The 25,230-nt window shown below is 64.5% G+C and carries 24 protein-coding genes and 3 pseudogenes; 14 read left to right on the top strand and 13 right to left on the bottom strand.

Translation table 11 applies throughout. The annotated features are described in order from the left end of the window. Positions 1–143: 143 nt before the first annotated feature. The 4 genes from B3547_RS15075 to B3547_RS15060 all read left to right on the top strand — a co-directional run bounded on the left by B3547_RS15075 (position 144) and on the right by B3547_RS15060 (position 5,017). On the top strand, positions 144–2,852 hold the full coding sequence (locus tag B3547_RS15075) for a bifunctional [glutamine synthetase] adenylyltransferase/[glutamine synthetase]-adenylyl-L-tyrosine phosphorylase (protein ID WP_292964405.1): 2,709 nt from the start codon (positions 144–146) through the stop codon (positions 2,850–2,852). Beyond that, positions 2,849–3,322, top strand: a complete 474-nt coding sequence (locus tag B3547_RS15070) for a peroxiredoxin (RefSeq protein ID WP_292964403.1) — start codon at positions 2,849–2,851, stop codon at positions 3,320–3,322. The genes B3547_RS15075 and B3547_RS15070 overlap by 4 nt, the downstream gene beginning before the upstream one ends. Further along, entirely contained in the window at positions 3,322–4,119 is a 798-nt protein-coding gene (locus B3547_RS15065) for a ferritin-like domain-containing protein (protein WP_292964401.1), read from the top strand. Before B3547_RS15070 ends, B3547_RS15065 begins: the two co-directional genes overlap by 1 nt. Positions 4,120–4,312: 193 nt before the next feature. Next, positions 4,313–5,017: a M23 family metallopeptidase gene (locus B3547_RS15060; protein ID WP_125954654.1), complete on the top strand. Its 705-nt coding sequence runs from the start codon at positions 4,313–4,315 to the stop codon at positions 5,015–5,017. Between the two features lie 15 nt (positions 5,018–5,032). Here the strand turns inward: B3547_RS15060 and B3547_RS15055 are convergent, their stop codons facing one another. Next, the gene (locus B3547_RS15055; RefSeq protein ID WP_292964398.1) at positions 5,033–5,197 is read right to left on the bottom strand and encodes a hypothetical protein; all 165 of its coding nucleotides are present in this window, start codon (positions 5,195–5,197) and stop codon (positions 5,033–5,035) included. An 86-nt stretch (positions 5,198–5,283) separates the two neighbouring features. On the opposite strand from B3547_RS15055, the gene B3547_RS15050 reads away from it, so the two are divergent. The 5 genes from B3547_RS15050 to murA all read left to right on the top strand — a co-directional run bounded on the left by B3547_RS15050 (position 5,284) and on the right by murA (position 10,759). After that, complete coding sequence (locus B3547_RS15050) at positions 5,284–5,922, top strand: pyridoxamine 5'-phosphate oxidase family protein (protein WP_292964396.1); 639 nt, start codon at positions 5,284–5,286, stop codon at positions 5,920–5,922. Further along, a complete protein-coding gene (locus B3547_RS15045; protein ID WP_194919571.1) occupies positions 5,915–6,385 on the top strand; it encodes a DUF1348 family protein in 471 nt (156 codons plus the stop codon). The genes B3547_RS15050 and B3547_RS15045 overlap by 8 nt, the downstream gene beginning before the upstream one ends. 89 nt (positions 6,386–6,474) lie before the next feature. Further along, positions 6,475–8,025: an acyl-CoA synthetase gene (locus tag B3547_RS15040; RefSeq protein ID WP_292964392.1), complete on the top strand. Its 1,551-nt coding sequence runs from the start codon at positions 6,475–6,477 to the stop codon at positions 8,023–8,025. A 51-nt stretch (positions 8,026–8,076) separates the two neighbouring features. Beyond that, complete coding sequence (locus B3547_RS15035; protein WP_292964390.1) at positions 8,077–9,375, top strand: cytochrome P450; 1,299 nt, start codon at positions 8,077–8,079, stop codon at positions 9,373–9,375. Between the two features lie 100 nt (positions 9,376–9,475). Continuing rightward, positions 9,476–10,759, top strand: coding sequence for a UDP-N-acetylglucosamine 1-carboxyvinyltransferase (gene murA, locus B3547_RS15030; protein ID WP_124810660.1), 1,284 nt, complete (start codon positions 9,476–9,478; stop codon positions 10,757–10,759). A gap of 10 nt (positions 10,760–10,769) precedes the next feature. Here murA and B3547_RS15025 read toward each other — a convergent pair whose 3' ends face one another. The 4 genes from B3547_RS15025 to B3547_RS15010 all read right to left on the bottom strand — a co-directional run bounded on the left by B3547_RS15025 (position 10,770) and on the right by B3547_RS15010 (position 13,092). Continuing rightward, complete coding sequence (locus tag B3547_RS15025; RefSeq protein ID WP_292964388.1) at positions 10,770–11,078, bottom strand: DUF1905 domain-containing protein; 309 nt, start codon at positions 11,076–11,078, stop codon at positions 10,770–10,772. Further along, the gene (locus B3547_RS15020; RefSeq protein ID WP_124810672.1) at positions 11,068–11,319 is read right to left on the bottom strand and encodes a ribbon-helix-helix domain-containing protein; all 252 of its coding nucleotides are present in this window, start codon (positions 11,317–11,319) and stop codon (positions 11,068–11,070) included. Before B3547_RS15020 ends, B3547_RS15025 begins: the two co-directional genes overlap by 11 nt. 50 nt (positions 11,320–11,369) lie before the next feature. Further along, positions 11,370–12,092: an acetoacetyl-CoA reductase gene (gene phbB, locus B3547_RS15015; protein ID WP_124810662.1), complete on the bottom strand. Its 723-nt coding sequence runs from the start codon at positions 12,090–12,092 to the stop codon at positions 11,370–11,372. A 217-nt stretch (positions 12,093–12,309) separates the two neighbouring features. Then, positions 12,310–13,092 carry a hypothetical protein gene (locus B3547_RS15010; RefSeq protein ID WP_223806757.1) on the bottom strand — a complete coding sequence of 261 codons (783 nt, stop codon included), beginning with the start codon at positions 13,090–13,092 and terminating at the stop codon, positions 12,310–12,312. A 424-nt stretch (positions 13,093–13,516) separates the two neighbouring features. Here B3547_RS15010 and B3547_RS15005 point away from each other — a divergent pair, with 424 nt between their 5' ends. The 4 genes from B3547_RS15005 to holA all read left to right on the top strand — a co-directional run bounded on the left by B3547_RS15005 (position 13,517) and on the right by holA (position 18,101). Beyond that, complete coding sequence (locus B3547_RS15005; RefSeq protein WP_223806761.1) at positions 13,517–13,927, top strand: DUF3576 domain-containing protein; 411 nt, start codon at positions 13,517–13,519, stop codon at positions 13,925–13,927. Between the two features lie 86 nt (positions 13,928–14,013). Beyond that, positions 14,014–16,536, top strand: coding sequence for a leucine--tRNA ligase (leuS, locus tag B3547_RS15000; RefSeq protein WP_292964385.1), 2,523 nt, complete (start codon positions 14,014–14,016; stop codon positions 16,534–16,536). Between the two features lies 1 nt (position 16,537). After that, on the top strand, positions 16,538–17,041 hold the full coding sequence (gene lptE / locus B3547_RS14995; protein ID WP_223806758.1) for an LPS assembly lipoprotein LptE: 504 nt from the start codon (positions 16,538–16,540) through the stop codon (positions 17,039–17,041). A 37-nt stretch (positions 17,042–17,078) separates the two neighbouring features. Continuing rightward, entirely contained in the window at positions 17,079–18,101 is a 1,023-nt protein-coding gene (holA, locus tag B3547_RS14990) for a DNA polymerase III subunit delta (RefSeq protein WP_292964384.1), read from the top strand. A 40-nt stretch (positions 18,102–18,141) separates the two neighbouring features. Here the strand turns inward: holA and B3547_RS14985 are convergent, their stop codons facing one another. The 4 genes and pseudogenes from B3547_RS14985 to B3547_RS14970 form a co-directional block, all read right to left on the bottom strand. Further along, a complete protein-coding gene (locus tag B3547_RS14985) occupies positions 18,142–19,248 on the bottom strand; it encodes a glycosyltransferase family 4 protein (RefSeq protein ID WP_292964382.1) in 1,107 nt (368 codons plus the stop codon). A gap of 84 nt (positions 19,249–19,332) precedes the next feature. Next, positions 19,333–20,583 carry a polysaccharide biosynthesis/export family protein gene (locus B3547_RS14980; RefSeq protein ID WP_292964380.1) on the bottom strand — a complete coding sequence of 417 codons (1,251 nt, stop codon included), beginning with the start codon at positions 20,581–20,583 and terminating at the stop codon, positions 19,333–19,335. 207 nt (positions 20,584–20,790) lie between these two features. Continuing rightward, on the bottom strand, positions 20,791–21,051 hold the full coding sequence (locus B3547_RS14975; RefSeq protein ID WP_292964378.1) for a transposase: 261 nt from the start codon (positions 21,049–21,051) through the stop codon (positions 20,791–20,793). 252 nt (positions 21,052–21,303) lie between these two features. Then, positions 21,304–21,538 (bottom strand): annotated as a pseudogene (locus B3547_RS14970) (transposase); the annotation flags it as partial. A 175-nt stretch (positions 21,539–21,713) separates the two neighbouring features. Between B3547_RS14970 and B3547_RS14965 the strand changes: the two are divergent. Beyond that, entirely contained in the window at positions 21,714–22,889 is a 1,176-nt protein-coding gene (locus B3547_RS14965) for a hypothetical protein (RefSeq protein ID WP_292964376.1), read from the top strand. 100 nt (positions 22,890–22,989) lie between these two features. Here the strand turns inward: B3547_RS14965 and tnpC are convergent. The 4 genes and pseudogenes from tnpC to B3547_RS22060 form a co-directional block, all read right to left on the bottom strand. Beyond that, a pseudogene (gene tnpC / locus B3547_RS14960) lies at positions 22,990–24,182 on the bottom strand (IS66 family transposase); the annotation flags it as partial. Between the two features lie 13 nt (positions 24,183–24,195). Continuing rightward, a complete protein-coding gene (tnpB, locus tag B3547_RS14955) occupies positions 24,196–24,579 on the bottom strand; it encodes an IS66 family insertion sequence element accessory protein TnpB (protein ID WP_349676495.1) in 384 nt (127 codons plus the stop codon). Then, positions 24,579–24,746 (bottom strand): hypothetical protein, encoded by a 168-nt coding sequence (locus B3547_RS14950; RefSeq protein ID WP_292964372.1) that lies wholly within the window; start codon positions 24,744–24,746, stop codon positions 24,579–24,581. Before B3547_RS14950 ends, tnpB begins: the two co-directional genes overlap by 1 nt. Positions 24,747–24,758: 12 nt before the next feature. Continuing rightward, positions 24,759–24,857 (bottom strand): annotated as a pseudogene (locus B3547_RS22060) (transposase); the annotation flags it as partial. Positions 24,858–25,230 lie beyond the last annotated feature (373 nt).

Here is a 25,230-nt window from a genome sequence, read left to right as displayed (position 1 = left end):
CGATCCTGCGCCAGAGCCCCTCCGGCGCGTAATGCGCGGACCTTGGCAGAGCGCGGAAAGGCGCGCAAGGCACGCGCTCGCTTGATCGCGTCGCCATCACGGGGCATCGCGGGGAGACACCGCGACGAGGGGGCGCAGAGACGATGACGGACTGGCAAGATGCGATCGGGCGCGCACGCGATCATGCCCCGTTCCTGTGCCGCGCGCTGGACCGCTTGCCGGACATCGAAGCCCTGCTCGCCGCCGGCCGGATCGAGGATGCCATAGCCGCCGCCACGGCCATGGGCGAGGGCATCGACGATACCGCGGTCGCGCTTCGGCGCGAGCGGCTAGCGCTGGCGCTGGCGCTGGCGATCGGCGATCTTGCCGGCGCCCTGCCGCTGGAGCGGGTGGTGGGCGAGCTTTCCTCGTTTGCCGACCGCGCGCTGGACACCGCCATCGCGGCCGCGATCCGGCGCCGTGCGCCCGATGCCGAGCCGCGCGGCTTTTCCGCGATCGCGCTGGGCAAGCACGGCGCGGGCGAACTCAACTATTCGTCCGACATCGATCCCATCCTGCTCTACGATCCGCTCACCCTGCCCCGCCGCGATCGCGACGAGCCGGGCGAAGCCGCGCAACGCGTGGCGCGGGCGATCGTCGAAATCCTCTCCACCGTGAACGCCGATGGCTATGTGTTCCGGATCGACTTGCGCCTGCGCCCGGCGTCGGAAGTCAGCCCGCTCGCCCTGCCCTTCGAAGCCGCGATCACGCATTACGAATCGAGCGCGCTGGCGTGGGAACGCGCCGCCTTCATCCGCGCGCGCGCCGCCGCCGGCGACGTGACCGCGGGGCAGGCCTTCCTCGACACGATCCGCCCCTTCGTTTGGCGCCGCAGCCTCGATTTCGGCGCGATCGCCGAGATCGGCCGCCTGACCACCCGCATCCGCGATCACTACGCCGGCGGGCAGGCGATCGGCCCCGGTTATGACCTGAAGCGCGGGCGCGGGGGCATTCGCGAGGTGGAATTCTTCGCCCAGACGCACCAGTTGATCCATGGAGGGCGCAATCCGTCCTTGCGCCTGCGCGGCACCCGCGCCTCGCTCGATGCGCTGGCGCAGGCCGGCATCATCGATGCCAGCGATGCCCGCGTGCTCGGCGACAGCTATGACCGCCTGCGCGTGCTGGAGCATCGCCTGCAGATGGTGGCCGACCAGCAGACCCACAGCCTGCCGACCGATGCCGCCGCGCTCGACAGCGTGGCCCGCCTCGACGGACTGCCGGACGGCAAGGCACTGGTCGATGAACTGGCCGCGATTTCGGAAGCGGTCGGCACCCGGTTCGACGCGCTCATCCGCATCTATGCCCCGACCGGCGCGGTCGCGGTCGAAGCCCGGCCGCTGGTGGGCGAGCTGGAACAACTGGGCTTTGCCGATGCCGAAGCGCTGGCCACCCGCATCGAAGGCTGGGAAGGCGGCCAGTTCCGCGCCCTGCGCGGCGCCGAAGCGCGCAACGCCTATGCCCGGCTGCGCCCGCAGCTGCTGCGCGCGCTGGCCGAAGCGCCCGATCCGGAACGCGCGCTGCTGCGCTGGGAACAGTTGCTGGGCGGCCTGCCATCGGCGATCAACGTGTTCCGCCTGCTCGAAGCGCGCCCCGGGCTGCTGGCGGTGGTCATGCGCATCCTGGCCCATGCGCCGACGCTGGCCGACGAACTCGCGCGGCGCAGTGACCTGCTCGATACGCTGATCGACCGCTCCGCCTTCGACCTGCCCGGCAGCGTGGAGGAGATCATGGCCGAGCTGGCGCGCGGCGAGGCGGGCGACGATTACCAGCGCCTGCTCGACGCGGTGCGCGTGAAGGTCAGCGAGCTGCGCTTCGCGCTGGGCGTGCAACTGATCGAGGGGCAGCACGATCCGCTGGAGGTGGCCGCCGCGCTTTCGCGCGTGGCCGAAGCCGCGATCGAAGTGCTGGGCGCGGCCGCCGTCAGCGAATTCACGACGAATCACGGCGTGGTTCCGGACAGCCGGCTGGTGATCCTCGGCCTTGGCCGGCTCGGCGGCGCCGCGCTGACGCACGCCTCGGATCTGGACCTGGTGTTCCTGTTCAGCGGCGATCACATGCGCGAAAGCGACGGACGGCGGCCGCTGGGCGGCACGTTGTACTACAACCGGCTGGCGCAGCGGGTCATCGCCGCGCTCTCCGTGCCGACGGCGGCGGGCGCGCTCTACGAAGTCGATACGCGGCTGCGGCCCTCGGGCGCGCAGGGGCCGATCGCGGTCAGCCTCGACAGCTTCGAGCGCTACCAGCGCGAAGACGCCTGGACCTGGGAGCACATGGCGCTGTGCCGCGCCCGCCCGCTGTTCGGCACCGCAGACGACCGGGCGGAACTGCACGCGATCATCGACACGGTGCTGCACGCCCCGCGCGATGCCGCGAAGCTGCGCGAGGACGTGCTGCATATGCGCGGCGAGATGGCGAAGCACAAGCCGCCCAAGGGGCCGCTCGACGTCAAGCTGGCGCGCGGCGGGCTGGTCGATCTGGAGTTCATCGTCCACTACCTGCAGCTGCGCGAGCACACGGGGCTGGACCCGGATCTGGGCCGCGCGACCGAGGCGCTTTCCGCCGCCGGCCTGCTGCCGCCCGATCTGCGCGCGGCCTACGATCTGCTGGTGCGCCTGCTGATCGTGGTGCGGCTGGTTGCCCCCGATGGCATGTTCCCGCCCGAGGCGAGCCGCTGTATCGTCGCCAATGCTTGCTGTCCGGAACGTGGTGGCGGTGACTGGAACGCGCTGCTTGACGCGGTGCGGCAGGCGCGGCAGCGCATCGCCGCCGCGTGGCAGCAGGTGTTCGAAGAAGAACTGGAGATCGAGGAATGAGCGAGAGACCCGGCCCGGGCGATGCCCTGCCCGATATGACCCTGACCACGCCCGATGGCGGCACGGTGCGGACGTCCGATTTCGCGGGCCGCAAGCTGGTGCTGTTCTTCTACCCGAAGGACGATACGCCCGGCTGCACCACCGAGAACAAGGATTTCTCCGCGTTGGCCGGCGAATTCGACGCCGCCGGCGTGGCGCTGCTGGGCGTAAGCAAGGACCCGCCCAAGAAGCACGCGAAGTTCATCGAGAAGCACGGCCTCGCCGCGCCGCTCGCCTCCGATGCCGAGGAAGGCGGCCTCTCCGATGCCCTGGGAATCTGGACCGAAAAGTCGATGTACGGCCGCACCTACATGGGCATGGAGCGCACGACCTACCTGGTCGGTGCGGACGGCCGGATCGCGCGGGTCTGGAACAAGGTGAAGGTCAAGGGACACGCCGAGGAGGTGCTCGCCGCAGCCAAGGCGCTCTGATGGCCGATCGCCCGAGCGTTTCCGCCGCGATCCGCGCGGCCATGCTGACCGCCGCGCCCGACGCCAAGGTCATGGCCACCCGGGCCGTGGCCCGCGACTGGGCGGCGGGGCGGCTGGCGTTCCGCTTCGAGGCCGCGATGCCCGATATGCCAGCCCGGCCCGCCGCACCCGTCCTGTTGCCGCCCAACGCCATGCCCAAGCGCGGACGCGGCGGATCGGAGCGCGGCCGCATCGCCCTGCTCCACGCGCTGGCGCATATCGAGTTCGTCGCGATCGATCTGGCGCTGGACGCGGCCGGGCGGTTCGGCGCGGAGCGGGGTCCGCAGTTTGTCTCGGATTGGCTGTCGGTGGCCGCCGACGAAGCAATGCACCACGCCCTGCTCGCCCGGCGGCTGCGCACCCTGGGCAGCTTCTATGGCGCGATGCCCGCCCACGACGGCCTGTGGGACGCCGCGCGCGAGACGGCGCACGATATCGCCGCGCGGCTGGCCGTGGTGCCCATGGTGCTGGAAGCGCGCGGGCTGGATGTGACGCCGACGACGATCGAACGCTTCACCGCCGCGGGCGATGAACGCAGCGCGCGCATCCTGTCCCGCATCCTGGCCGATGAAATTCGCCATGTGCGCTTCGGCACATCGCATTTCGCGCAAGTCTGCGAAGAACGGGCTGAATCGCCGCCAGACCTGTGGCGAACGCTGGTTGCGCGGCATTTTCGCGGCACTGTTAAGCCACCGTTCAACGACTCGGCGCGTCGATCAGCCGGTTTATCGTATGATTTCCTGGAAGGGGTTGCCTAACCGCAACACCCCCCTCTACCCCTTGCTGCACGAGATGGCGGGGGGGCTTCCGACCAACTCTGACACAAGAACCGATGGCAGCGGGCAAAGCCTGTCTGCGGCCTGAGGGCAGAATTGTACTGGGGAAAATCGTGATCCGGACAGAGGCGCTACGCCTTCCTGCGGATCGGATAAAAGGGTTGTTCGGGTCGTAATGTCGCAAAACAAAACCTTCCAGTCGGTCTTCGGTGCTCTCGCTGCCGTAACCTTCGCTTTCTCGGCCGCTCCGGCTCTTGCCAACAGCGCCGCTGCCGCTGATATCGCCGCTCCACTCCGCGCCGCGGAAGCCGCCAAGACCGGCGCTTCGGACAACGGCGACGAGGAATTTCACCAGCTTTTCGCCAGCTGGCAGGCTCTCGATACCGGTTCGTCGACCGCAGCGCCCGTGCGCCGCTCCGGCCCGGTTTCCATCCCCTCGCTGATCCCGGTCACCAGCAGTCGCTCGATGAGCAGCGGCTTTGGCCTGCGCGTCCATCCGGTTCTCGGCGGTCTGCGCGCCCACAAGGGCATCGATCTTCCCGCGCCCACTGGCACGCCGATCCATGCGACCGCCGATGGCGTCGTCGGTCGCGCCGACTGGTTCAGCGGCTACGGGCTCTATGTTCAGCTCGAACATGGCGGCAACATGGAAACGCGCTATGGCCACATGTCGCGCATTGCCGTTGCCGAAGGCCAGATCGTCCACAAGGGCGACGTGATCGGCTATGTCGGTTCGACCGGCCGTTCCACCGGCCCGCACCTGCACTATGAAGTCCGGGTTGCCGGCGAAGCCGTGAACCCGCTGCCTTACATGCAGACGCCCGCGAGCGGCCTGCTTGTCACCAACGACCCGGCCGAAGGACGCGGCGGACCCGAATAACAAGCCGTCCCGGTTTTAAAGAAGCATCTTGGAGAGGGTGCGGAAAAAGGCGGCGGTGACGTCGCCTTTTTCTTTGGCGCTTGTGTCGTTCTTGCCTTGAGCCTGTTCCTTCTGACAGCCCTCCGCCGGCGTTACACCCGAGGCCACCGGGATGTTCTTCCATAAATCGGAAGAATACATTCCTTTCCTGGCTGATTATCAAAGAGGTTTCCGGAGCGTACAACGACTCCCGACGCCGGCGACAGGGCCGGCGAACGGGGGTTCCCATGGCTTACGGCTTTCTCGACATCGCGATGACGCCCAGTGTGCGCGCGGCGCAGCGCGCCATGGGCAGCGCCGACATGTGGACCGATGTCCGCACGGATCGCAGTTTCGATCGCTTCACCGAAGCGGAAGCCGCCTTCATCGCTGCGCGCGACAGCTTCTACATGGCCAGCACCTCGGAAACCGGCTGGCCCTATGTTCAGCACCGGGGCGGAGCACCCGGCTTCCTGCGGATGATCGACGATCGCACGCTTGCCTTCGCGGACTATCGCGGCAACCGACAGTACATCAGCCTTGGCAATCTGTCGGCCGATGACCGGGTTGCCCTGATCCTCATGGACTATCCCCGTCGGCGGCGCATGAAAATCTATGCCCACGCAGAGGTGGTGGCGCTCGACGCCGATCCGGAACTGACAGCCAAAGTGATCGATCCGCGCGACAAGGCGAAGCCGGAACGGATTTTCGTTCTGCGGCTGCGCGCCTTCGACTGGAACTGCCCGCAGCATATCACGCCACGCTACACGGACCGCGAAGTGGCGCTGGCCATCCAGCCGCTGCGCGATCAGCTTGCCACGCTCGAAGCGGAAAACGCGGCGCTCCGCGCCCGCATTGCCACCCAGGAAGGACACCACGATGACTGAACACCGCCCTCCGCTGCCCCCGTTCTCCGAAGAGACCGCCATCACCAAGGTACGGCTCGCGGAGGACGCCTGGAACAGCCGCGATCCCGCACGGGTGGCGCTGGCCTATACGCCGGACAGCCTCTGGCGCAACCGCGACACCTTCCTGCAAGGGCGCCCGGCCATTGTGGCGTTCCTGACCGCCAAGTGGCAGCGCGAGCAGGATTATCGGCTTATCAAGGAACTATGGGCCTTTCGGGAAAACCGGATCGCGGTGCGCTTCGCTTACGAATGGCGCGACCAGGCGGGGCAATGGTTCCGGTCCTATGGGAACGAGAACTGGGAGTTCGACGAACATGGGCTGATGCGGCGGCGCATCGCCAGCATCAACGACGCGCCGATTGCCGAAGCCGACAGGCGCTTCCACTGGCCGCAAGGACGGCGGCCCGACGATTATGAGAGCCTATCCGCGTTCGGATTCTGATCGTCAGCCATTGCGCAATTTAATCGATCGGTTAAAGTGCTTCGCAAAGGAGTCCCCGAAGACTCCGCGCGAAGAAGGATGCCGATACGATGCAATACCATCCGACGTTCCATGCCCGGACCAATCCCGATCGACCGGCGGTGATCATGGGCGGAAGCGGACGGACCATCACCTATCGCGAGCTGGACGAAGCCAGCAACCGGGCGGCGCAACTGTTCCGGTCGCGCGGGCTGAAGATCGGCGATACGGTCGCGATCTGCCTGGAGAACCATCCCGATTTCTTCTCCGTCGCCTGGGGCGCCCAGCGGGCCGGACTGGTCTATGTCGCGGTCTCCAGCCGCCTCACCGCGCCGGAGATCGCCTATATTGCCAAGGACAGCGGGGCGAAGCTGCTGATCGGTTCGGACTATCTCGCCCCCGTTCTCGATGAAGTCGCCGCGCTTGATCCGGGCCTGCCCCAATTGCGGTTCGGCGGAGAAGGCGATCTCAGCGCCGAAGCGGCGTTCGCGGCCATGCCCGCCACGCCCATCGCCGACGAGCGCGCGGGCTGTGACATGCTCTATTCCTCCGGCACCACGGGCAAGCCCAAAGGCGTGCGCGTGCCGCTGCCGGAAGACCCGGCAATCGGCGCGCCGAATTCGCTGCTGGCGCTCGCCTCGCAGGCGTTCGGCATCGGGCCGGACGCCGTCTATCTCTCCCCTGCCCCGCTCTATCATGCCGCGCCGTTGCGTTGGTCGATGACGGTGCATCGCCTTGGCGGCACCGTCGTCGTCATGGAGAAATTCGATCCGGAAAAGGCGCTGGAACTGATCCAGACGCTCAAGGTGACCGACAGCCAGTGGGTGCCGACCCATTTCGTCCGGATGCTCAAGCTGCCGGAAGACGTCCGCGCCCGCTACGATGTGTCCTCGCTGAAGAACGCAATCCACGCCGCAGCGCCGTGCCCCGTGCCGGTGAAGAAGGCGATGATCGAATGGTGGGGGCCGGTGCTGCGCGAATACTACGCCGGCACCGAAGGCAACGGCTTCACGTTCATTTCCAGCGAGGAATGGCTGCAACGGCCGGGCTCGGTCGGACGCGCGCTGCTGGGCACGATCCGCGTCTGCGACGAGAACGGCGACGAGGTGCCGCGCGGCACCGAAGGACAGGTTTTCTTCGAAGGCGGCAGCGTGTTCAGCTATCACAACGATCCTGACAAGACGCGCGACGCCACCAACAAGCATGGCTGGACGAGCCTGGGCGACGTGGGCATCCAGGACGAGGAAGGCTATCTGTTCCTCACCGACCGCAAGAGCTTCATGATCATTTCGGGCGGCGTGAACATCTATCCGCAGGAGATCGAGAACCTGCTGGTGCATCACCCCAAGGTTGCCGACGCCGCCGTGATCGGCGCGCCCGATCCCGACATGGGCGAACGCGTGATCGCCGTGGTCCAGCCCGCGAACATGGCCGATGCGGGGCCGGAGCTGGCCGCCGAGCTGACCGAATGGCTCGCACCGCAGCTTTCGCGGGTGAAGATGCCGCGCACGATCGATTTCCGGGAAGAGCTGCCGCGCGAGCCCACGGGCAAGCTGTTCAAGCGGCTGCTGCGCGACGAATACCGCGCCACCGCCGAAGCCGCGAAATCGCCCGCCGCCTGAACACCTGCGCCTGACCGCCCGCAGACGGATACAAAGCAAGGAACCCGCCCTATGGCTTCCACCACCACGCCCGTAGCCCCCGCCGACTATGCGCGCGCCGTGATCGATCCGCACGCCTATGCCGCGTGGGACCCGCTGCTCGACCGGTTCGACTGGCTGCGCGCGAACATGCCGGTGGCGCGCATCGAGGCGCCGGACGATTCGCACGATCCGTTCTGGCTGCTCACCCGCTTCGACGACGCGATGAAGGTCAGCAAGGCCAACACGACCTTCCTCAACCACCCGCGCGCCAGCGTGTTCGGGCTGAAGTCCAGCGAAGCCCTGATCAAGGAGATCACCGGCGGCAGCCCGCATCTGGTCGAATCGCTGGTGCAGATCGATGCGCCCAAGCACCCCAAGCTGCGCCGGCTGACGCAGGACTGGTTCATGCCCAAGAACCTGGTCAAGCTGGAGGGCGAGATCCGCAAGATCGCCAACGCCACGGTCGATCGCCTGCTCGCGCATGGCAGCGAGGGGGATTTCACCAAGCTGGTGTCCTCGCCCTATCCGCTGCACGTCGTCATGCAGATCCTGGGCGTGCCCGAAGAAGACGAGGGGCGGATGCTGGTGCTGACCCAGCAGATGTTCGGCGGACAGGACGAGGACCTCAGCCAGTCGGGCCTCAAGAACCTGACGCCCGAACAGATCGCGCAGATCGTGGCCGGCGCGGTGAAGGATTTCGAAGGCTATTTCGCCGGACTCGCCCGCCATCGCCGCGCCAACCCTACCGACGACCTCGCCACCGTGATCGCCAACGCGGTGATCGATGGCGAGCCGATGAGCGACCGGGACACCGCCGGCTATTACATCATCACCGCCAGCGCAGGGCACGATACGACATCGGCCTCCACCGCAGGCGCGATGCTGGCATTGGCGCGCGATCCGGAACAGTTCGCGCGGGTGAAGGCCGATCGCGGCCTGCTGGCGGGCATCGTCGAGGAAGCGATCCGCTGGACCTCGCCGGTCCAGCACTTCATGCGCACGGCGGCGGAAGATACCGAAGTGGGCGGGCAGGCCATCGCCAAGGGCGACTGGCTGATGGTCAACTATGTCGCGGCGAACCACGATCCCGAACGGTTCGAGGACCCGCGCCGGTTCGATGCCTCGCGCCAGGCCAATCGCCATATCGCCTTCGGCGCGGGCGCGCACCAGTGCCTGGGCCTGCATCTTGCCCGGCTGGAAATGCGCATCCTGTTCGAAGCGCTGCTGGACCGACTCGACAGCATCGAACTGGCTGGCGAACCGCGCCGGGCAAGTTCCACCTTCGTGGGCGGACTGAAGGCGCTGCCGCTGCGCTGGAAGGCGGCCTGAACCGGCCGAAACCGCCACAACGGCAACGGTTCGCAAGCGGACGCCCGGCCTCGCGCCGGCGTCCTCTTGCGCGCCATGGCAAACCGGCTAAACGACCGCGATGGACAAGATCATCATTCGCGGCGGCAAGCGCCTTTCGGGTACGGTTCCGGTCTCCGGCGCGAAGAACGCGGCGCTGACCCTGCTGCCTTGCGCGCTGCTGACGGATGAGCCGGTCACCCTGCGCAACCTGCCGCGCCTAGCCGATATCGACGGCTTCCAGCACCTGATGAACCAGTTCGGGACGTCAACGTCGATCGCCGGCGCGCGGCCCGAGGATTTCGGCCGGGTGATGACGCTGCAGGCCACGCGGCTGACGTCCACCGTCGCGCCCTATGACCTCGTGCGCAAGATGCGCGCTTCGATCCTCGTGCTCGGCCCGCTGCTGGCCCGCGCCGGCGAGGCGACCGTTTCGCTGCCCGGCGGCTGCGCCATCGGCAACCGCCCGATCGACCTGCACCTGAAGGCGCTCGAAGCCTTCGGCGCGCAGATCGAGCTTGCCGCCGGCTATGTCCGCGCCATCGCCCCCGATGGCGGCCTGCCCGGCGGGCGCTACAGCTTCCCCGTGGTCTCCGTCGGCGCGACCGAGAACGCGGTCATGGCGGCCGTGCTCGCCAAGGGCAAAAGCACGCTGCATAACGCCGCGCGCGAACCGGAAATCGTGGACCTGTGCAACCTGCTCGTCGCCATGGGCGCGCAGATCGAGGGCATCGGCACGTCCGACCTCACCATCCACGGCGTCGATCGCCTGCACGGCGCGACCTATATGGTCATGCCGGACCGGATCGAAGCGGGCAGCTATGCCTGCGCCGCGGCGATCACCGGCGGCGAAGTGACGCTGGCCGGCGCCCGGATCGAGGACATGGAAGCGACCGTGCAGGCGCTGCGCGACGCGGGCGTGCGGGTGGAACCGGTCAAGGGCGGCATCCACGTGGCCGCCGACGGCCCGCTGCGCCCCGTGACCATCTCCACCGCCCCCTACCCCGGCTTCGCCACCGACATGCAGGCGCAGCTGATGGCCATGCTGTGCCTGGCCGAAGGCTCCAGCGTGCTGACCGAAACGATCTTCGAAAACCGCTACATGCACGTTCCCGAACTGAACCGCATGGGCGCTCGGATCGAGACCAAGGGCCGCACCGCGATCGTCCACGGCGTCGACAAGCTGACCGGCGCCGAAGTGATGGCGACCGACCTGCGTGCCTCTATGAGCCTCGTGATCGCGGGCCTCGCCGCCGAAGGCGAAACGCAGGTACACCGGCTGTACCACCTCGATCGCGGCTACGAGCGGTTGGAAGAGAAGTTCGCGCTGCTCGGCGCCGATGTGGAGCGCGTCGGCGGGGACTGAGCGCGGCGCGTCAGCCGATCTCGATCCGCGCGGAAACGCGCGCGCCCGGGCCAACGCGTTCCGCGCGTTGCACCGCCACTTTCACCGGCAGCAGATAACCGCCGTCGCGCGGAAAGAGCGATGTGGTGAAGCGCGTGGTACCGATCACGGCCGCCACCGGCACTACGCCCCAGCCGTAGCTCGCCTGACGCGCCGCATGGGCGATCTCGCCATAATGATGATCGGGAATCGGCGCGAAGACGAAAGGCGCCGGGCCGCGCCATTCGATCAGGGTCGCTTCGAAATCGACGCGCACCAGCGGACCGCGCCTATCCGTCATGCGCAAGGCCGATCCCCACGCGCGCCACCAGCCACAGCCGGATGGCGCTGGCAAGGCCGGGCGGCGTGGGGCTGGCGATGCGTTCGGCATCGATACGCGCCACCAGCGCGTTGATCGGCAGCGCTTCCGCCTCCGCTGTGGCGCGAAGCATCTCCCAGAACAACGGTTCCAGGCTGATCGAGGTCTTGTGCCCGGCGATTTCCACCGAGCGCTTGACGGGAGGATGGTAGAGCGAAGCCACGCCCTGTTTTACCAGCGCCACGGGCGGCCGCAAAGCCGCCCGTGCAGCGATCAGTACATATGCTGGCCGCCGTTGATCGACAGCGTCGATCCGGTGACGAAGCCTGCCTCTTCCGAACAGAGGAACGCCACGCCGCGCGCGATTTCGGACGCGTGGCCCAGCCGGCCGACCGGAATCTTGGCGACGATCTTTTCCAGCACCGCCGGCGGCACGGCCGCGACCATGTCGGTATCGATATAGCCTGGCGCGATCGCGTTCACGGTCACGCCGTATTTCGCGCCTTCCTGCGCCAGCGCCTTGGTAAAGCCGTGGATGCCGGACTTGGCCGCGGCATAGTTGACCTGACCATACTGCCCGGCCTGCCCGTTGATCGAACCGATGTTGACGATGCGCCCCCATCCCCGGTCGCGCATGCCCGGAAAGGTCGCCTTGGCCATGTTGAAGCACCCGCCCAGGTTGATACGCATGACCTCGTTCCAGTCGTCGAACGTCATCTTGTGCAGCACGCCGTCGCGCGTGACGCCCGCATTGTTCACCACGACATCGACAGAGCCGAAATCCGCCGCCACTTGCGCGCACCCGTCAAGGCAGGCCTGATGATCGCCGACATCCCAACGATAGGCCTTGATGCCCGTGGCGTCGGTGAAGGCCTTGGCCTTCTCGGCATTGCCAGCATAGTTGGCGGCGACCGTAAAACCGAGATCCCGGAGTGCAAGACTGATCGCCTCGCCAATACCCCGAGTACCGCCGGTAACAATTGCAACACGCGCCATGTCAAAACTCCAGTAATCGCCCCTATCGCCATCAAGCGTAAGGATATGGGCGCGGAGCTACAAGCGCTTTACGGATCAAAATCCAATTATTGCAGCGCGATATATTGCTGCATCGCGGCATAATGCTGCCAGCTATACTGCACGCGCGAAGAAACGTGCAAATAACGCGGCACCATCGGAAAGCCTCCGATGCGCAGAAACCGGCGATGTCGGGAAATCAGAAGTGGAACTGCGTTCCGACGTAGACAGCCTGGCTATCCTGCTTGCCATCCGTCAGGGGACGCAGGCGATCGCGCTCCGACGAATAGCGGATGCCCGCCATGACGTTGAGATTGCCGGTCAGGCGATAGCTGCCGCCCAGATCGACCTGGTAGTCACCCTGATTCTCAAGCGTGCGCGGCGCGCGTCCGGCACGTTCCTTCTGGTCCAGTTCCAGGCGCGGCGAAAGGCGGCCCGGTGCCGTCGGTGCAGGACCGGACAGCTTGAAAGCCTGGAAATCGGGCATTTCCAGACGCGCGGCTTCGCGCGGTTGCGATCCATCGATCGCAAAGCTCTGATAGCCGCGCGCGAGGCCCAGGTTATAGGCCGTTGGCGCGATCCGCACGGTGGCCGCGCCTGGCGTGGTCGCGGCGGCGGCAAAGGCCTGGCGAACGGATACGACGCGAGAAGTATCGTCGTTCACGCGAACCGCCACGGTCACCGCGCGGTCTGGCCGCGTTTCGGTGCCAGCGGGCGTGAACCGGAACAGCTTGCCATTCGACAACGCGCGCACGGTGATCTGCGCGGCAAGGCGCGGATCAATCGAGGCCGGCGTGAAAGAGCCGATCCCGCCACGCGCGGCAAGGCTGACGGGCGAAGCATCGAAATGGCTCGCGAAAGCGCTGCTGACAGTGGGAGCGATCAGAAGACCGGCGGACGCCGCCGCGCCGATCAGCAGGGGCGCACGCAAAATACGGCGCAAGCCGCGCTTTTTGCCTTTGCCGTCAACCCTGCCAGTCATCTCGAAACAGTCCCTCAGCCCTGTTGTAGAGCCTCCCTTGACGCGGAATATGTGATTCTCGTGACAAAGGCGATCTCTTTGTTTGTCCTTATAACCGTTACGGCCCGAAGGCGAGTCTCCATGTGGGTCCGGCACCGCTTGTTGGCAAGCTGTTGCACGATGTCCACAACCCCGAAACATTCAGGACCGGTTCACGCCGCGCGCCTGCTATGTGGACTCTTGTTTCATCGCGCTTGCGGCCCGCGGCGCCGGGGTGATAGAGGCCCCGGACCGGCGTGCCGCAAGCGCGCTTCATATCAGGACCGGAAGGATGCGTCAGCCGCTTCCCTCCCGCCAGCAAGGACGAAGTGTAGTGACCGTCAGCGCCTCTGGATTCCGCCGTGCCAAACGCCTCGCGTCCGGTCGCGTCCTTGTCACATGCGCCGTGCTCGGCACGCTGGCGCTCGGGCTGTCCGCCTGCGGTCACAAGAAGCAGCGCCCCCAGCTGGACCTTGCCGCCAGCAAGGTGACGACGATCGGCGTCAACGCCTATCTCTGGCGCGCCAGCCTGGAAACGCTGTCGTTCATGCCGATGCTGCAGACCGACAGCAACGGCGGCGTGATCGTGACCGACTGGTACGCCAACCCGAAGAACCCCGGCGAACGCGTCAAGGTTACCGTGTCGATTCTCGATCAGGACCTGCGCGCCGATGCCCTGCGCGTTGCCGCCAGCCGCCAGGTTTCGCAAAACGGCCAGTGGGTCGATGCGCCGGTGCAGGCCGCCACCGTGCAGAAGCTGGAAGACGTGATCCTGACCAAGGCGCGCGACCTGCGCCGCCAGACGATCAAGGGCTGAAGCGGCAAAATTAGAACACCGGCGGGGCTCTCCCGCCGGCAGAGAGCGCCTTGCACGTGCGCCCCGCGCTCCCTAGAGGAGCGGGCATGACTGCAGACCGTTTCGATCCTTCTTCCGCCGATATCCGCTGGCAGCGCGTCTGGGACGAGCGCGAGAGCTTCCGCGCCGACGACGCGAGCAACAAGCCGCGTAGCTACGTGCTGGAAATGTTCCCGTATCCTTCGGGGCGCATCCACATCGGCCACGTCCGCAACTACACGATGGGCGACGTGCTGGCCCGCTACAAGCGGATGAAGGGCTTCGAGGTGCTGCACCCGATGGGCTGGGACGCCTTCGGGATGCCGGCCGAAAATGCCGCCATGGAAAAGGGCGTCCACCCCGGCGGCTGGACGCGCGACAACATCGCCAACATGAAGGCGCAGTTGAAGCGCCTGGGCTTCGCGCTCGACTGGAGCCGCGAGATCGCGACTTGCGAGCCGGAATACTACGGCCACGAACAGGCGCTGTTCCTCGACCTCTACGAAGGCGGCTTGGTTTATCGCAAGGAATCGGCGGTCAACTGGGACCCGGTCGACCAGACCGTGCTGGCCAACGAGCAGGTGATCGACGGGCGCGGCTGGCGTTCGGGCGCGCTGGTGGAAAAGCGCAAGCTGAACCAGTGGTTCCTCAAGATCACCGATTTCGCCGAGGAACTGCTGGAAGGCCTGGGCACGCTGGAAAACTGGCCGGAAAAGGTCCGGCTGATGCAGGAAAACTGGATCGGCAAGAGCCAGGGCCTGCAATTCGCCTTCACGCTTTCCAGCGGCGAGAAGCTGGACGTCTATACCACGCGCCCGGACACGATCTTCGGCGCGAGCTTCGTCGCGGTCGCCGCCGATCACCCGGTAGCACAGGCCGTGGCCGCCGGCAGCACCGCCGCGCAGGAGTTCATCGCGCTGTGCAAGCAGGGCGGCACCACCGCCGCCGAACTGGAAACGGCGGAAAAGCTGGGCTTCGATACCGGCATCACCGCGAAGCACCCGTTCACCGGCGCGGACCTGCCGGTCTATATCGCGAACTTCGTGCTGATGGATTACGGCACCGGCGCGATCATGGCCGTGCCGGGGCATGACCAGCGCGACTTCGATTTCGCCACCAAGTATGGCCTGCCGATCCTGCGCGTCGTCGCGGCGGACGCGACCGATGCCGGCAAGCCCTTCGCGGGCGAGGCCGAAGCCGGCGATGGGCTGCTGGTGAACTCCGGCTTCCTCGACGGCATGAGCGTTACCGACGCCAAGGCCGCCGTGATCGCCCGCGCCGAAAGCGAAGGCTGGGGTGAAGGCAAGACGGTGTGGCGCCTGCGCGACTGGGGCGTCAGCCGCCAGCGCTACTGGGGCACGCCGATCCCGTTCATCCATTGCGAGGTCTGCGGCGTGGTGCCGGTGCCCAAGAAGCACCTGCCGGTCACGCTGCCCGAGGATGTCGATTTCCAGACGCCGGGCAACCCGCTGGTCCGCCATCCCACCTGGAAGCACGTCGATTGCCCGCAATGCGGCAAGCCCGCCCGGCGCGAGACCGACACGCTCGATACCTTCGTCGATTCGTCGTGGTACTTCCTGCGTTTCGCCAGCCAGCCGGCCGACCGTCCGTTCGATCCCGAACAGATCCGCCAGTGGATGCCGGTGGAGCAGTATATCGGCGGGATCGAGCACGCGATCCTGCACCTGCTCTATGCCCGCTTCTGGACGCGCGCGCTGGCCCGGATCGGCAAGCTGGACGTGAAGGAGCCCTTCGCCAGCCTGTTCACGCAAGGGATGGTGACGCACGAGACCTATTCGCGGACCGACGCCACCAGCGGCCAGCCGGTGTGGTTCTCCCCGGCCGAAGTCGAACGGACGGGCGAGAGCGCGACGCTGAAGACGGATGGCGCGCCGGTGGAGATCGGTCGCGTCATCAAGATGTCGAAGTCCAAGAAGAACGTCGTCGATCCCGATGAGATCGTCGGCCAGTACGGCGCCGACGCGATTCGCTGGTTCATGCTGTCCGACAGCCCGCCCGAGCGCGACCTGCCGTGGTCGGAAGCCGGCATCGAGGGCTGCGCTCGCTTCGTCCAGCGGCTGTGGCGCCTGTTCGCGCAATACGACGCTTCGGCCATCGGCGAGGACAAGGCCATCGACCGCAAGGCGCACCAGACCGTGCAGGCCGTGGCGCAGGACATCGAGGCGCTGGGCTTCAACAAGGCCGTGGCGCGCATCTACGAACTGACCGGCGCGATCGAGAAGGCCGCGCCTTCGGCCAGCCGCTCCGCCGCGATCCGCGCGCTGCTGCTGCTGGTTTCGCCGATGATGCCGCACCTGGCCGAGGAAGCCTTCGCGCACTTCGGCGAAGGGCTGGTGGCCGACGCGGCCTGGCCCGCCGTCGATCCGGCGCTGCTGGTCGATGACGAGGTGACCGTGGCGGTGCAGGTCAAGGGCAAGCTGCGCGATACGCTGACCGTGGCCAAGGGCACCGCGCGCGAGGAGCTGGAACGCCTTGCCCTCGCCAGCGACAAGGTGCAGCGTGCGCTGGACGGGGCGGAAGTGAAGAAGGTGATCGTGGTGCCCGATCGGCTGGTGAACCTTGTCGCGTAACATGCCTCCCCTCCCCCGGCTGCTGGCTGGCGCCCTGCTGACGGCGCTGCTTGCCGGGTGTGGCGGGCTCAGCCCGATGTACGCCGGGGGCGGCAGCGGCACCGTGGCGCGGGCGCTGAGCGGGGTGGAAGTGCCCTCGATCCAGGGCCAGTCCGGCTGGCTGGTGCGCAACGCGCTGGTCGACCGGCTGGGCGCGGGCGGCAAAGACGGCGCGCGCTACCGGCTCGACGTGCGGCTGGACGAGCGCCTGCAGGGCCTCGGCATCCTTTCCGACGATACCGTCACCCGCGAACGGCGCACGCTGCGCGCGCGTTTCCAGCTGGTCGATCTCGCCAGCGGCGATGTCGTGCTGGACGCGACCGCCGGCGCCGATGCCGGGCTGGACGTGGTCTCCAGCGAATACGCGGTGATCGCGGCGGAACAGACCGCGCTCGAAAACCTTTCGCGCGAAGTGGCCGACCAGATCGTCACCCGCGTCGCGGTCAAGCTGCGCAAGCCGCAATGATCCACGCCGCGCGGGCCGCCGGACCGGACCGCCGGCCGTGAAAGCCACGCAGAAGAACTTCGCCGGCACCGCCGCCCGCGCCGCGCGCGAATGCCGCGTGTTCTATTTCTGCGGCCCCGACGAAGCCGGCGCCGGCGATGCCGCGCAGAAGATCGCCGGCTTGCTGGGCGAGGCGGAGCGTGTGGAGATTTCCGGATCGGAGCTGAAGCGCGATCCGGTGAAGCTGGCCGACGAGGCGCGCTCGGTCTCGCTGTTCGGCGACAAGCGGCAGATTCACGTGCGTACCGCCGGAGACGAGGCGTTCGACGCGGTGGAAACGCTGCTCGCCAGCCCGGTGGATGGCTGGCCGGTGCTGATCGTCGCCAGTTCCGCCACCGACAAGTCGCGCGTGGCCAAGCTGCTGGGCGACCGGCCCGATGCGCTGGTGGCGATGTTCCATCCGCCCGACGTCAAATCGGTGACCGAGGCCGTGCGCGTCATGGCCGATGCCGCCGGTGTGCGCCTGACCGGGGAACTGGCCGAACGCATCGCGCGCGGTACGGGGCTCGACACGCGCATGGCGCGCAGCGAGATCGAGAAGCTCGCACTCTACCTCGACGCCAGCCCCCAGGCCCCGCGCACCGCCGACGCCGCCGCGTTCGACGCGATCGGCGCGGTCAACGAGGACGATGGCTTCATGCCGCTGGTCAACGCCGTGCTGGGCGGCGATACCGCGCGCCTGCCCGGCGAACTGGCGCGGATGCGCGAAATGGCGCTCAATCCGGTCGGCCTGCTGCTCGCCTTCGAACGGCGCGCGGTGCAACTCGCCGACCTTGCCGGCCGGCTCGGCCACCGCAGCGACATGAGCGCCTTCATGGAAGACGAAGTGACCTCGCGCCGCGTGTTCTTCCGCGACCGCCAGGACCTCGCCAACCAGCTCCGCCGCTGGCGCGGCCGCAAGCTGGAACGCCTCCTCGCCCGCCTGCTCGCCCTGCACCGCACCCTGCTGGGCGACAGCCAGAACAGCGAACTGGCGCTGGCCCAGGGTCTGGCGGAGATCGCCCGAGCGGCGGGGCGGTGATAGCAATTGAGGAAATGCCAGCGATGCCAGAACCTTCAGGTCATGCAAACCGGCGATAGATTTCTGCAGTCTTTCTTGCGCATTGGTCCCAGCTCAAATGCCTTGCCAAAGCCAGCCCGTCGCTGATAGCGCGCACACGCCATTCGGTATCTTCGAAACTCCGCTCAAAGGCCTGGGCAAACGCATCGTGATCAGCCACGTTGATACTCATCGCAACGCTACCTGAAACCTCGGGAAGGCAGGATTGATCTGAAACCAAGGCCGGAATCTTGCAGGCCATAGCTTCCAGCACGGGGAGGCCGAATCCTTCATATAGAGACGGGTATACGAATAGCGAGCTGTGACGATAGATCGCACGTAGCGCTGGATCTGACACAAAGCCTAAAAACCGAACCGCACCAGTAGCGGCAGCCTCGTCAAACAACTTATGCAGACTTGCATTGTTCCAGCCTGCCGCGCCGACAATTACCAACACCGCGTCACTTTTTGTGCGATCGCGAAATTTCATGAATGCGTTTACCGCATGATCAAGCCCCTTGCGCGGCTCGATTGTAGCAACGCACAAGCAATATTTTATGCCATCCAGTTGATACTCGCGCAATATCTCGTTATCACGTTCAACATTCCCAAGCTCGAAAAATATCTCGGATACTCCGAGGGGAACCGACGAGATGCGCTTGGGATCAACCCCGAACATTCCGGAAAGCTCGACCTTAATATAGTTTGTGTCTGTAATGATGTGCCGCGCATTATCAATCGAGCGGTGAAATTCCTGCTCAAAATGCCGAAGTCTTTCCACGGGGTGGGTTTCGGGGAAACGGAAGACGGATAGATCGTGTACCGTTACAATGGCATTTTCGGCTTGGGGAGGAGAGAAAAAATTCGGCCCGTGATACAGTCTTCTCGAAAACTCGCGCCGGCTTAGCCACCTCCGCAACTTGCGAGGCAAACGGTTCGCCGAAACGGGATAGTTGGCGTCGGAATTCTCTATAAAATGCCCAGCTCGAGTATACCACGTGTCGCCACGAAAAAACCTCACGTCATCGACGCTTTCGACGAACGGCAGGCGACACGCCAATTCCCAAGTATATCGGCCAATACCGGTAAGTTGTGGCGCAAGAGCTTCGATGCCGAGCGCTATGCGCATAGCGCACCTACATGAAAGACTGACAACGAGCGCGCTACACTTGGCATTTCGATAACCGGGTCGAATCGGCCATCAAACACAGCCTCATCGGGTAACATTTTGCACACTGGCAATCGGCAACACCAGTGAGCCAACTATATTCACAAACTTTTGAATATCAGCCAGCGGCGCATTTGAGACATAGATTACATCTTTATTCCGGATTGGAAAGGATTGGGCCATAAAGAATGTTCTCGGATCCCTTAGATTGATGCGGAAGATTACCGGCACCTTGCCATCAGGCGTAGTACGCACCGACGGGTCATTGGCCAGCCCGAGAGCGGCCTTATCCTCGAGCCGGAAGATGAACACGCCTTTTGCATTCGCGCGAGAATCGTCAAGACCGCCTATCCGACCAAGAGCTTGAGCCAGAGTAAGGCCGGTACCTTCAAAATCTATTTCGCTATTGCGACCAATCGCCCCCAGAGCAGTAAAGCTGTAAGGCTGAAATAGGGCCGTTATTACATCATTTGGCTTCAATAAAATATTCTGGCGGGGATCGGTGATAATCGTAGCCAGCGGAAGCGTTTCCACAACGTCACCGCGCGTGATTTGGATCGTAGTCTTACCAACTGGCTGGCGCGCTCCACCAGCAGCGGCCAATGCATCGAGCAGTCGTTCGCGCTTGGCAGTTAGGGGCAGGCGCAGGTTTCGTACAACTTCCCCCACGACAGTAACATTCGTAGCCGCGTTGTCCGCAATCCTGACAATCACTTGCGGTTCATGTGCCTTGCCACGCAGCCGCGCCGCAATCGTCGCAGCAATCTGCTGCGTCGTTCGCCCCGCCGCCTGGACTGGCCCCACAAATGGGACGATAATCGTCCCGTCGCCACCTACCACTTGACCAGGCAATGCGGTTTGCCGCGCCACCCGGCCAGTTTCGATCGCCAGCCCGTTGCTACCAGCCGCTATATCGGTACTGCCGGCACCGAACAAGGTGGCCGGCGGAGCTTCCCAAATTGTGATATCGACCTGATCGCCCTTGCCAACGAGAAGACCTTCACCGTCGAGTTCTGCAGCAGCCGATGCAGCGAAGGCTTCGGAGAACAATGCAGCCCGCTGCGTTTCAACCAATCTTTGCGCAAGGCCGTCAGTGACGTCCATGACCTTGATGCCAGAATTGGCCACGACTTGCCCGTCCGCACGGTCGACCGACCGGAAAGAGGGGCCAGCCGCACTCACCATTGCGCAACCTGACGTCAGGATCGTGGAAACCAGCATTATCGGAAGCAACACCGCCAATTTCGTGCATTTGCCGATCGGCGAAAATACGAGAAGTCTGCCGGATATATCCATCTGAACGCTTTCTTACCGTACGCGAACCACGAAGGCCGCCACGGCCGGGGCGATACAATTCTGTTTGAGGAAAGTCATCCGCCAATCGCCTCGGCACGCCTGCGGTTCTCAAAAGCGCCGTATTCAGGGGTGCTCGTGGATGGCGAAAGCGATGGATTTACGCCGTCAACGAAGCCGCTGAGATTCGGCCGCGTGCTATCCGCATGGTTATGGATCACGAGGACGATTATCCTTCTCGCTGGCTGCGGTGACGCTGGAATGGCGGTTACAGCCCTTGCACTCGACCTGGCGACGCGACTTGATCTTGTAGCTGTCCAGACAGCCGCAACGCGGGCACACGGCCTTGCCGTCCGTCTCCGGCCAACGAAGCTGGCAGAACGGATCATACACACCCTGCTCACCCATCTTGTAAACAGCCTTGAGGCTGATCGAACGAGCCTTGGAGGAAAGGAGGAGGCGCCGCGCCATGTCATCGCATCCGGTGATTTTATTCACCGCATATGCGGATATAGGCCGATGGAGAGAGTGGGCGTGAGAAGATTGCTAGAATCTTTGACCGGGAAGTCATCGACTGGCTGGAAAAGGACGCTCAACCTTACTGTGAAGATTTAAAACCAATACAGCGTGCCTAGCACAGTAACAATCATGGCAACCGCCGGTCATCATCACCGTTTTCGACGACGTTTTTATCGGGGATCCTGTAACTGCTACATGATGCCCCATCACCGGATCGCGCCCGAGCTGGTCCGCGTCATTGACATAGTCATAGCCGCCAAGCCGGCTGAACACTCCCTCTGGCGGAATTGCTCGGCCAAGCCGTGCGGCGGTTTACGCCACAGCCATCCTTGAGAACCTCACCTGCCATTGCACTTAGTCCCAAGGCATCGTCGAGTTCCCGAAACACCAGCAGGCCGCCATCCGAACTCAACTCAGAACCCCGAAATTCCAGCTTCACCCGGCGGTCGAAATCAGCTCACAAAACCCCCGATTTTACTTCACCCGACAGGTGCATCTCCAAATCGCTCCAGCACAACCTCCATGTAACTGATATGCCTATACAATCATGCCCAAAACGCTACAGTCTTCCGACACCATACGAGAAATAGAGGGTCAAAGAAGGGCAGGAAGTGGTGCGCAAGCGGATTTTATTCTATCTGGAACCCGTCACGTATGCCGACAGCCCCCTCCGCCTTGGGGGTTGGTGGAGCTTTTGTTCCGCATTCGCTGCGCGCTCCATATCTGCCATGACGAGCGCCGTCGCCGCCTCGCCGTCGATCTGCGCGCTCGGATCGCCTTATTTCTCGGAAATCCACCCGATCGATCAAATCGAACTGCTGCGAATTAGCCGGTTTGACAGATCCGCCTACAGCCGCGATCTTTGCTTCGGAACGAGCTACAAAAACTTTGCACTTCTAGAGGAGCTCGAAAGGCTGAAGGCTGCATTCGCTCCGGATATCGTCATGTCGGTAACCGACAATCGCTATCTGAAGAAGGTCTTCGGCCCGGGCAATGTCTTTTTCATGGAGTTAGGTCCGCTCCCCCGGATGGGTATGCATACGGCAATTTACTTTGACCCTTATGGGCACCAAATCGACAGCGCGCTGGATTGGTTTGCGCGCAATCGCTGGGACCACCCAAAGCTCGGAGAATTTGCCGAATTGTGGCACCACAAATGGATCAATCCAATTTGCGAGGTCGCTCAAGCCAAGGGTATTCCATCATGGTTCGATGCGATGACGGCAAGGTTCGGCCTTTCGTCGCTGCTTGTAGCCCTTCAACCAAGGGACTGGATAACATACGAGGGCATTGGTCCCTTGCTCGACCCGATCTCTCTATTGAGATCGCTGGCCTGCGATCTTGGCAACGATCGAATGATTTTGCCCCAGTGGCATGGGTCTGACACACCTCCTTCAGAGGCCCTCATTACGGAATTGGAAGCAAATCAGCCTAACATCGCCGTGCCCCCCGAACACCTCCGTGTTGCGCAATCTGAAATGTTTTTGCCGCTTGTGGAAGGCGTGGCCACCATATCATCCAATGTTGCCGCAATCGGCGCCATCCTAGGCAAGAAGCTAATTCCGCTGGGGAAATCGAAGTTCCATGAGATCGCTCTACAAGCAAAACACAACGATCAAAGGATAGATATACTTGCTTTTCTCTCCAGTCGATACTGCCTAAGACTTGACGACACCTTGAATATAGAGGGGTTTTTTGCAGATCACATTAGGATACTACACCGAAATCCGACATATCTTTTTGACCCCACTGGGGTCAGTCCTAACGAACTCGAGCGCTTCTTCACCTAGGATCGAGATTCGTTAAGGGTCAGAGACCGCAGCCGCCGGGCACCCAAAAAGATTGATCATATAAGTACAACCAAAACGATGAAATTTTAACCAGCGACTTGATGGTGCGCTCGACATCGAACAGGGCATCGATCTGCTGCACAGCCTCGAGCGCGATCGGGTGGATCATGCTTGCATGCTCGCCGCGGCTCTTCTTGCGGGCTGCGCTGGCAACGTCGGCCAGCTCGAAGAACTTGCGCCTCGCGTGGGCGAAGCAACCGGCCTCGAACGCGGGCGCAGGCACGCGACCGGGAGCATATAGCTCGCCGTAACCGCCATAGGCGTTGGCGTGTAGGATCCCCGACCAGGACACGAGATGTGCCCTTGGGTGCGCGCCGCGCCGATCGCGCGAGTAGTGGAACAGCGCCACCGGCGGATCGGCGCCGGCAAACGGCCGATCATCGCGCACGTAGACCCACAGCCTGGCGGTATCGGTCTTCACCTTGGCCATGACGGGCACGGTGGTATCGTCGCCATGCAATCGCTCGGCGGCGAGGACGTGCGCCTCGATGAGGCGATAGAGTGGCATCAGCGCAAAGGCGGCGGCACCGACCTGGTCGGCAAGCGTCGAGGTGCTGAGCGGAACCCCCTCGCGGGCAAAGCGCTCGGCCTGGCGATTGAGGGGCTGATGCTGCCCGTACTTCTCGAACAGCAGCATGGCGAGGAAGCTGGGGCCAGCCCAGCCACGCGGCACGACGTGGAAGGGCGCTGGCGGCTGTGTGATCGTCTTGCAGTCCCGGCAGGAGAACTTCTCGCGCACGGTCTGGACGACCTTCCAGGCCCGCGGGATCACGTCGAGCGTCTCGGTGACGTCTCCGCCAAGCTTCGACAGCCGGCTGCTGCCACAGGCCGGGCAAGAGCACGGCGCTGGCACGGCGACCCGCCCGCGCGGCAGGTGTTCGGGAAACGGCTTCCTGGCCGGCCGCTTGCGTTCGAAGGCGGTGACGGTCGCGGTCTTCTCGGCCGCGGCTTCGGCTGCAAGATCATCCTCGGCGGCGTCGGCCTCGAGACTTTCGAGCTGCAGCTTCGTCTGGTCGAGCAGGCGGCGTGTACGCTCGGCGCTGGCGCCGTACTGCTCGCGCCTGAGCTTGGCGATCTGCAGCTTGAGGTGCGCGATCACCGCCTCGGTGGCGCTCTCGGGGCATGGGCATTGGCGAGCTTGGCCTCGGCTTCATTGGCCCGCTAGGTCGCGCTCGCCAGCAGCGCCTTGAGCGCTTCGATATCGTCAGGAAGGGGCGAAACGGCGGCTTCCATGACCGCGATGGAATCACAGAAACCTGCCCGAATGAAGCGCAAAATGCGCGGACAGCGAAGAAAACGAACGCCCTATCCGGCGCTCTGCGGATGCCAGGAACACTGCGATCCCGTCGAGCAGGCAGGCCAGTTGCGAGGCGGTCAGAGAGACCATGCCACCCTTCGCCGACGGCCACACGAACCGGCCCTTCTCGAGCCGCTTAGCATAGAGGGACATGCCGACCCCATCGTGCCAGATCACCTTTACCAGCGCCCCGGCGCGCCCGCGAAACACGAACAGATCGCCGCCGTGAGGATCACCCTTCAAGCCCTGCTGGACCAGCAAAGCGAGGCCCTGCATCCCCTTGCGCATATCCGCGTGCCCCATCGCAATCCACACCCGCGCACCCGAAGGCATCATCGCAGCGCCTTCAACGCTGAGGCCACCAGAGCCGGCGATGCCGAGGCAAAGATGCTGATCAGCTTCCCGCGCGCCAGATCAATGACGATCGCGGGCTGTAGACCGGGGCGAGCCACTTCCGCATCCTCGATCATCACCGCCGCCGCGAGACCAGGAGCCGCCATATCGTCCGGCTCGGGCTCGGCATGAGCATCGCGCAGCTTACGCCGCCAGGTGTAGACCAGCGCTGTCGAGACATCATGCCGCCGGGCGACCTCGGCAACGCAGGCGCCAGGCGCGAAGGCCTCGCTCTAGATCTCCAGCCGCTCCTCGTCGCTCCAACGGCGACGCCGCTGTGGCCCGGAAAACACCGTGACCCGAACCATCGATCGCTCCTAAGCGCACTCTTAAGACCGCTCACTCACCTCACCGACAAGGCGGGGCCCGCCGGATCGGTACCTTTCAGAAAGCATATGGTTACAAGCAACAGCTGTAAAAATACTAAGTTTTCCAAGATTTTCCGCGACCGAAAGCACTGCAGGCAACTAAGTCACTTATATCTCAGGGTCTTGCGGCTCGTATCCGTAGCGGCTCCAAAATCATCAATAAGAGCATGAATCTTGCTTAGAGCTAGCTCGAGAAGCAGCTGGAGGGTTCGAAAAACTCTGG

The sequence above is a fragment of the Novosphingobium sp. UBA1939 genome, assembly GCF_002336885.1.
Classification (GTDB): domain Bacteria; phylum Pseudomonadota; class Alphaproteobacteria; order Sphingomonadales; family Sphingomonadaceae; genus Novosphingobium.
This window is presented reverse-complemented; position numbering and strand designations above follow the sequence as displayed.

Bases quoted from the DNA above. Each gene is read 5' to 3' on its own strand.
- B3547_RS15075 (WP_292964405.1), top strand. From the start codon at position 144: ATGACGGACTGGCAAGATGCGATCGGGCGCGCACGCGATCATGCCCCG.
- B3547_RS15070 (WP_292964403.1), top strand. From the start codon at position 2,849: ATGAGCGAGAGACCCGGCCCGGGCGATGCCCTGCCCGATATGACCCTG.
- B3547_RS15065 (WP_292964401.1), top strand. From the start codon at position 3,322: ATGGCCGATCGCCCGAGCGTTTCCGCCGCGATCCGCGCGGCCATGCTG.
- B3547_RS15060 (WP_125954654.1), top strand. From the start codon at position 4,313: ATGTCGCAAAACAAAACCTTCCAGTCGGTCTTCGGTGCTCTCGCTGCC.
- B3547_RS15055 (WP_292964398.1), bottom strand. From the start codon at position 5,197: ATGTATTCTTCCGATTTATGGAAGAACATCCCGGTGGCCTCGGGTGTA.
- B3547_RS15050 (WP_292964396.1), top strand. From the start codon at position 5,284: ATGGCTTACGGCTTTCTCGACATCGCGATGACGCCCAGTGTGCGCGCG.
- B3547_RS15045 (WP_194919571.1), top strand. From the start codon at position 5,915: ATGACTGAACACCGCCCTCCGCTGCCCCCGTTCTCCGAAGAGACCGCC.
- B3547_RS15040 (WP_292964392.1), top strand. From the start codon at position 6,475: ATGCAATACCATCCGACGTTCCATGCCCGGACCAATCCCGATCGACCG.
- B3547_RS15035 (WP_292964390.1), top strand. From the start codon at position 8,077: ATGGCTTCCACCACCACGCCCGTAGCCCCCGCCGACTATGCGCGCGCC.
- murA (WP_124810660.1), top strand. From the start codon at position 9,476: ATGGACAAGATCATCATTCGCGGCGGCAAGCGCCTTTCGGGTACGGTT.
- B3547_RS15025 (WP_292964388.1), bottom strand. From the start codon at position 11,078: ATGACGGATAGGCGCGGTCCGCTGGTGCGCGTCGATTTCGAAGCGACC.
- phbB (WP_124810662.1), bottom strand. From the start codon at position 12,092: ATGGCGCGTGTTGCAATTGTTACCGGCGGTACTCGGGGTATTGGCGAG.
- B3547_RS15010 (WP_223806757.1), bottom strand. From the start codon at position 13,092: ATGACTGGCAGGGTTGACGGCAAAGGCAAAAAGCGCGGCTTGCGCCGT.
- leuS (WP_292964385.1), top strand. From the start codon at position 14,014: ATGACTGCAGACCGTTTCGATCCTTCTTCCGCCGATATCCGCTGGCAG.
- lptE (WP_223806758.1), top strand. From the start codon at position 16,538: ATGCCTCCCCTCCCCCGGCTGCTGGCTGGCGCCCTGCTGACGGCGCTG.
- B3547_RS14985 (WP_292964382.1), bottom strand. From the start codon at position 19,248: ATGCGCATAGCGCTCGGCATCGAAGCTCTTGCGCCACAACTTACCGGT.
- B3547_RS14980 (WP_292964380.1), bottom strand. From the start codon at position 20,583: ATGGATATATCCGGCAGACTTCTCGTATTTTCGCCGATCGGCAAATGC.
- B3547_RS14975 (WP_292964378.1), bottom strand. From the start codon at position 21,051: ATGGCGCGGCGCCTCCTCCTTTCCTCCAAGGCTCGTTCGATCAGCCTC.
- tnpB (WP_349676495.1), bottom strand. From the start codon at position 24,579: ATGCCTTCGGGTGCGCGGGTGTGGATTGCGATGGGGCACGCGGATATG.
- B3547_RS14950 (WP_292964372.1), bottom strand. From the start codon at position 24,746: ATGGCGGCTCCTGGTCTCGCGGCGGCGGTGATGATCGAGGATGCGGAA.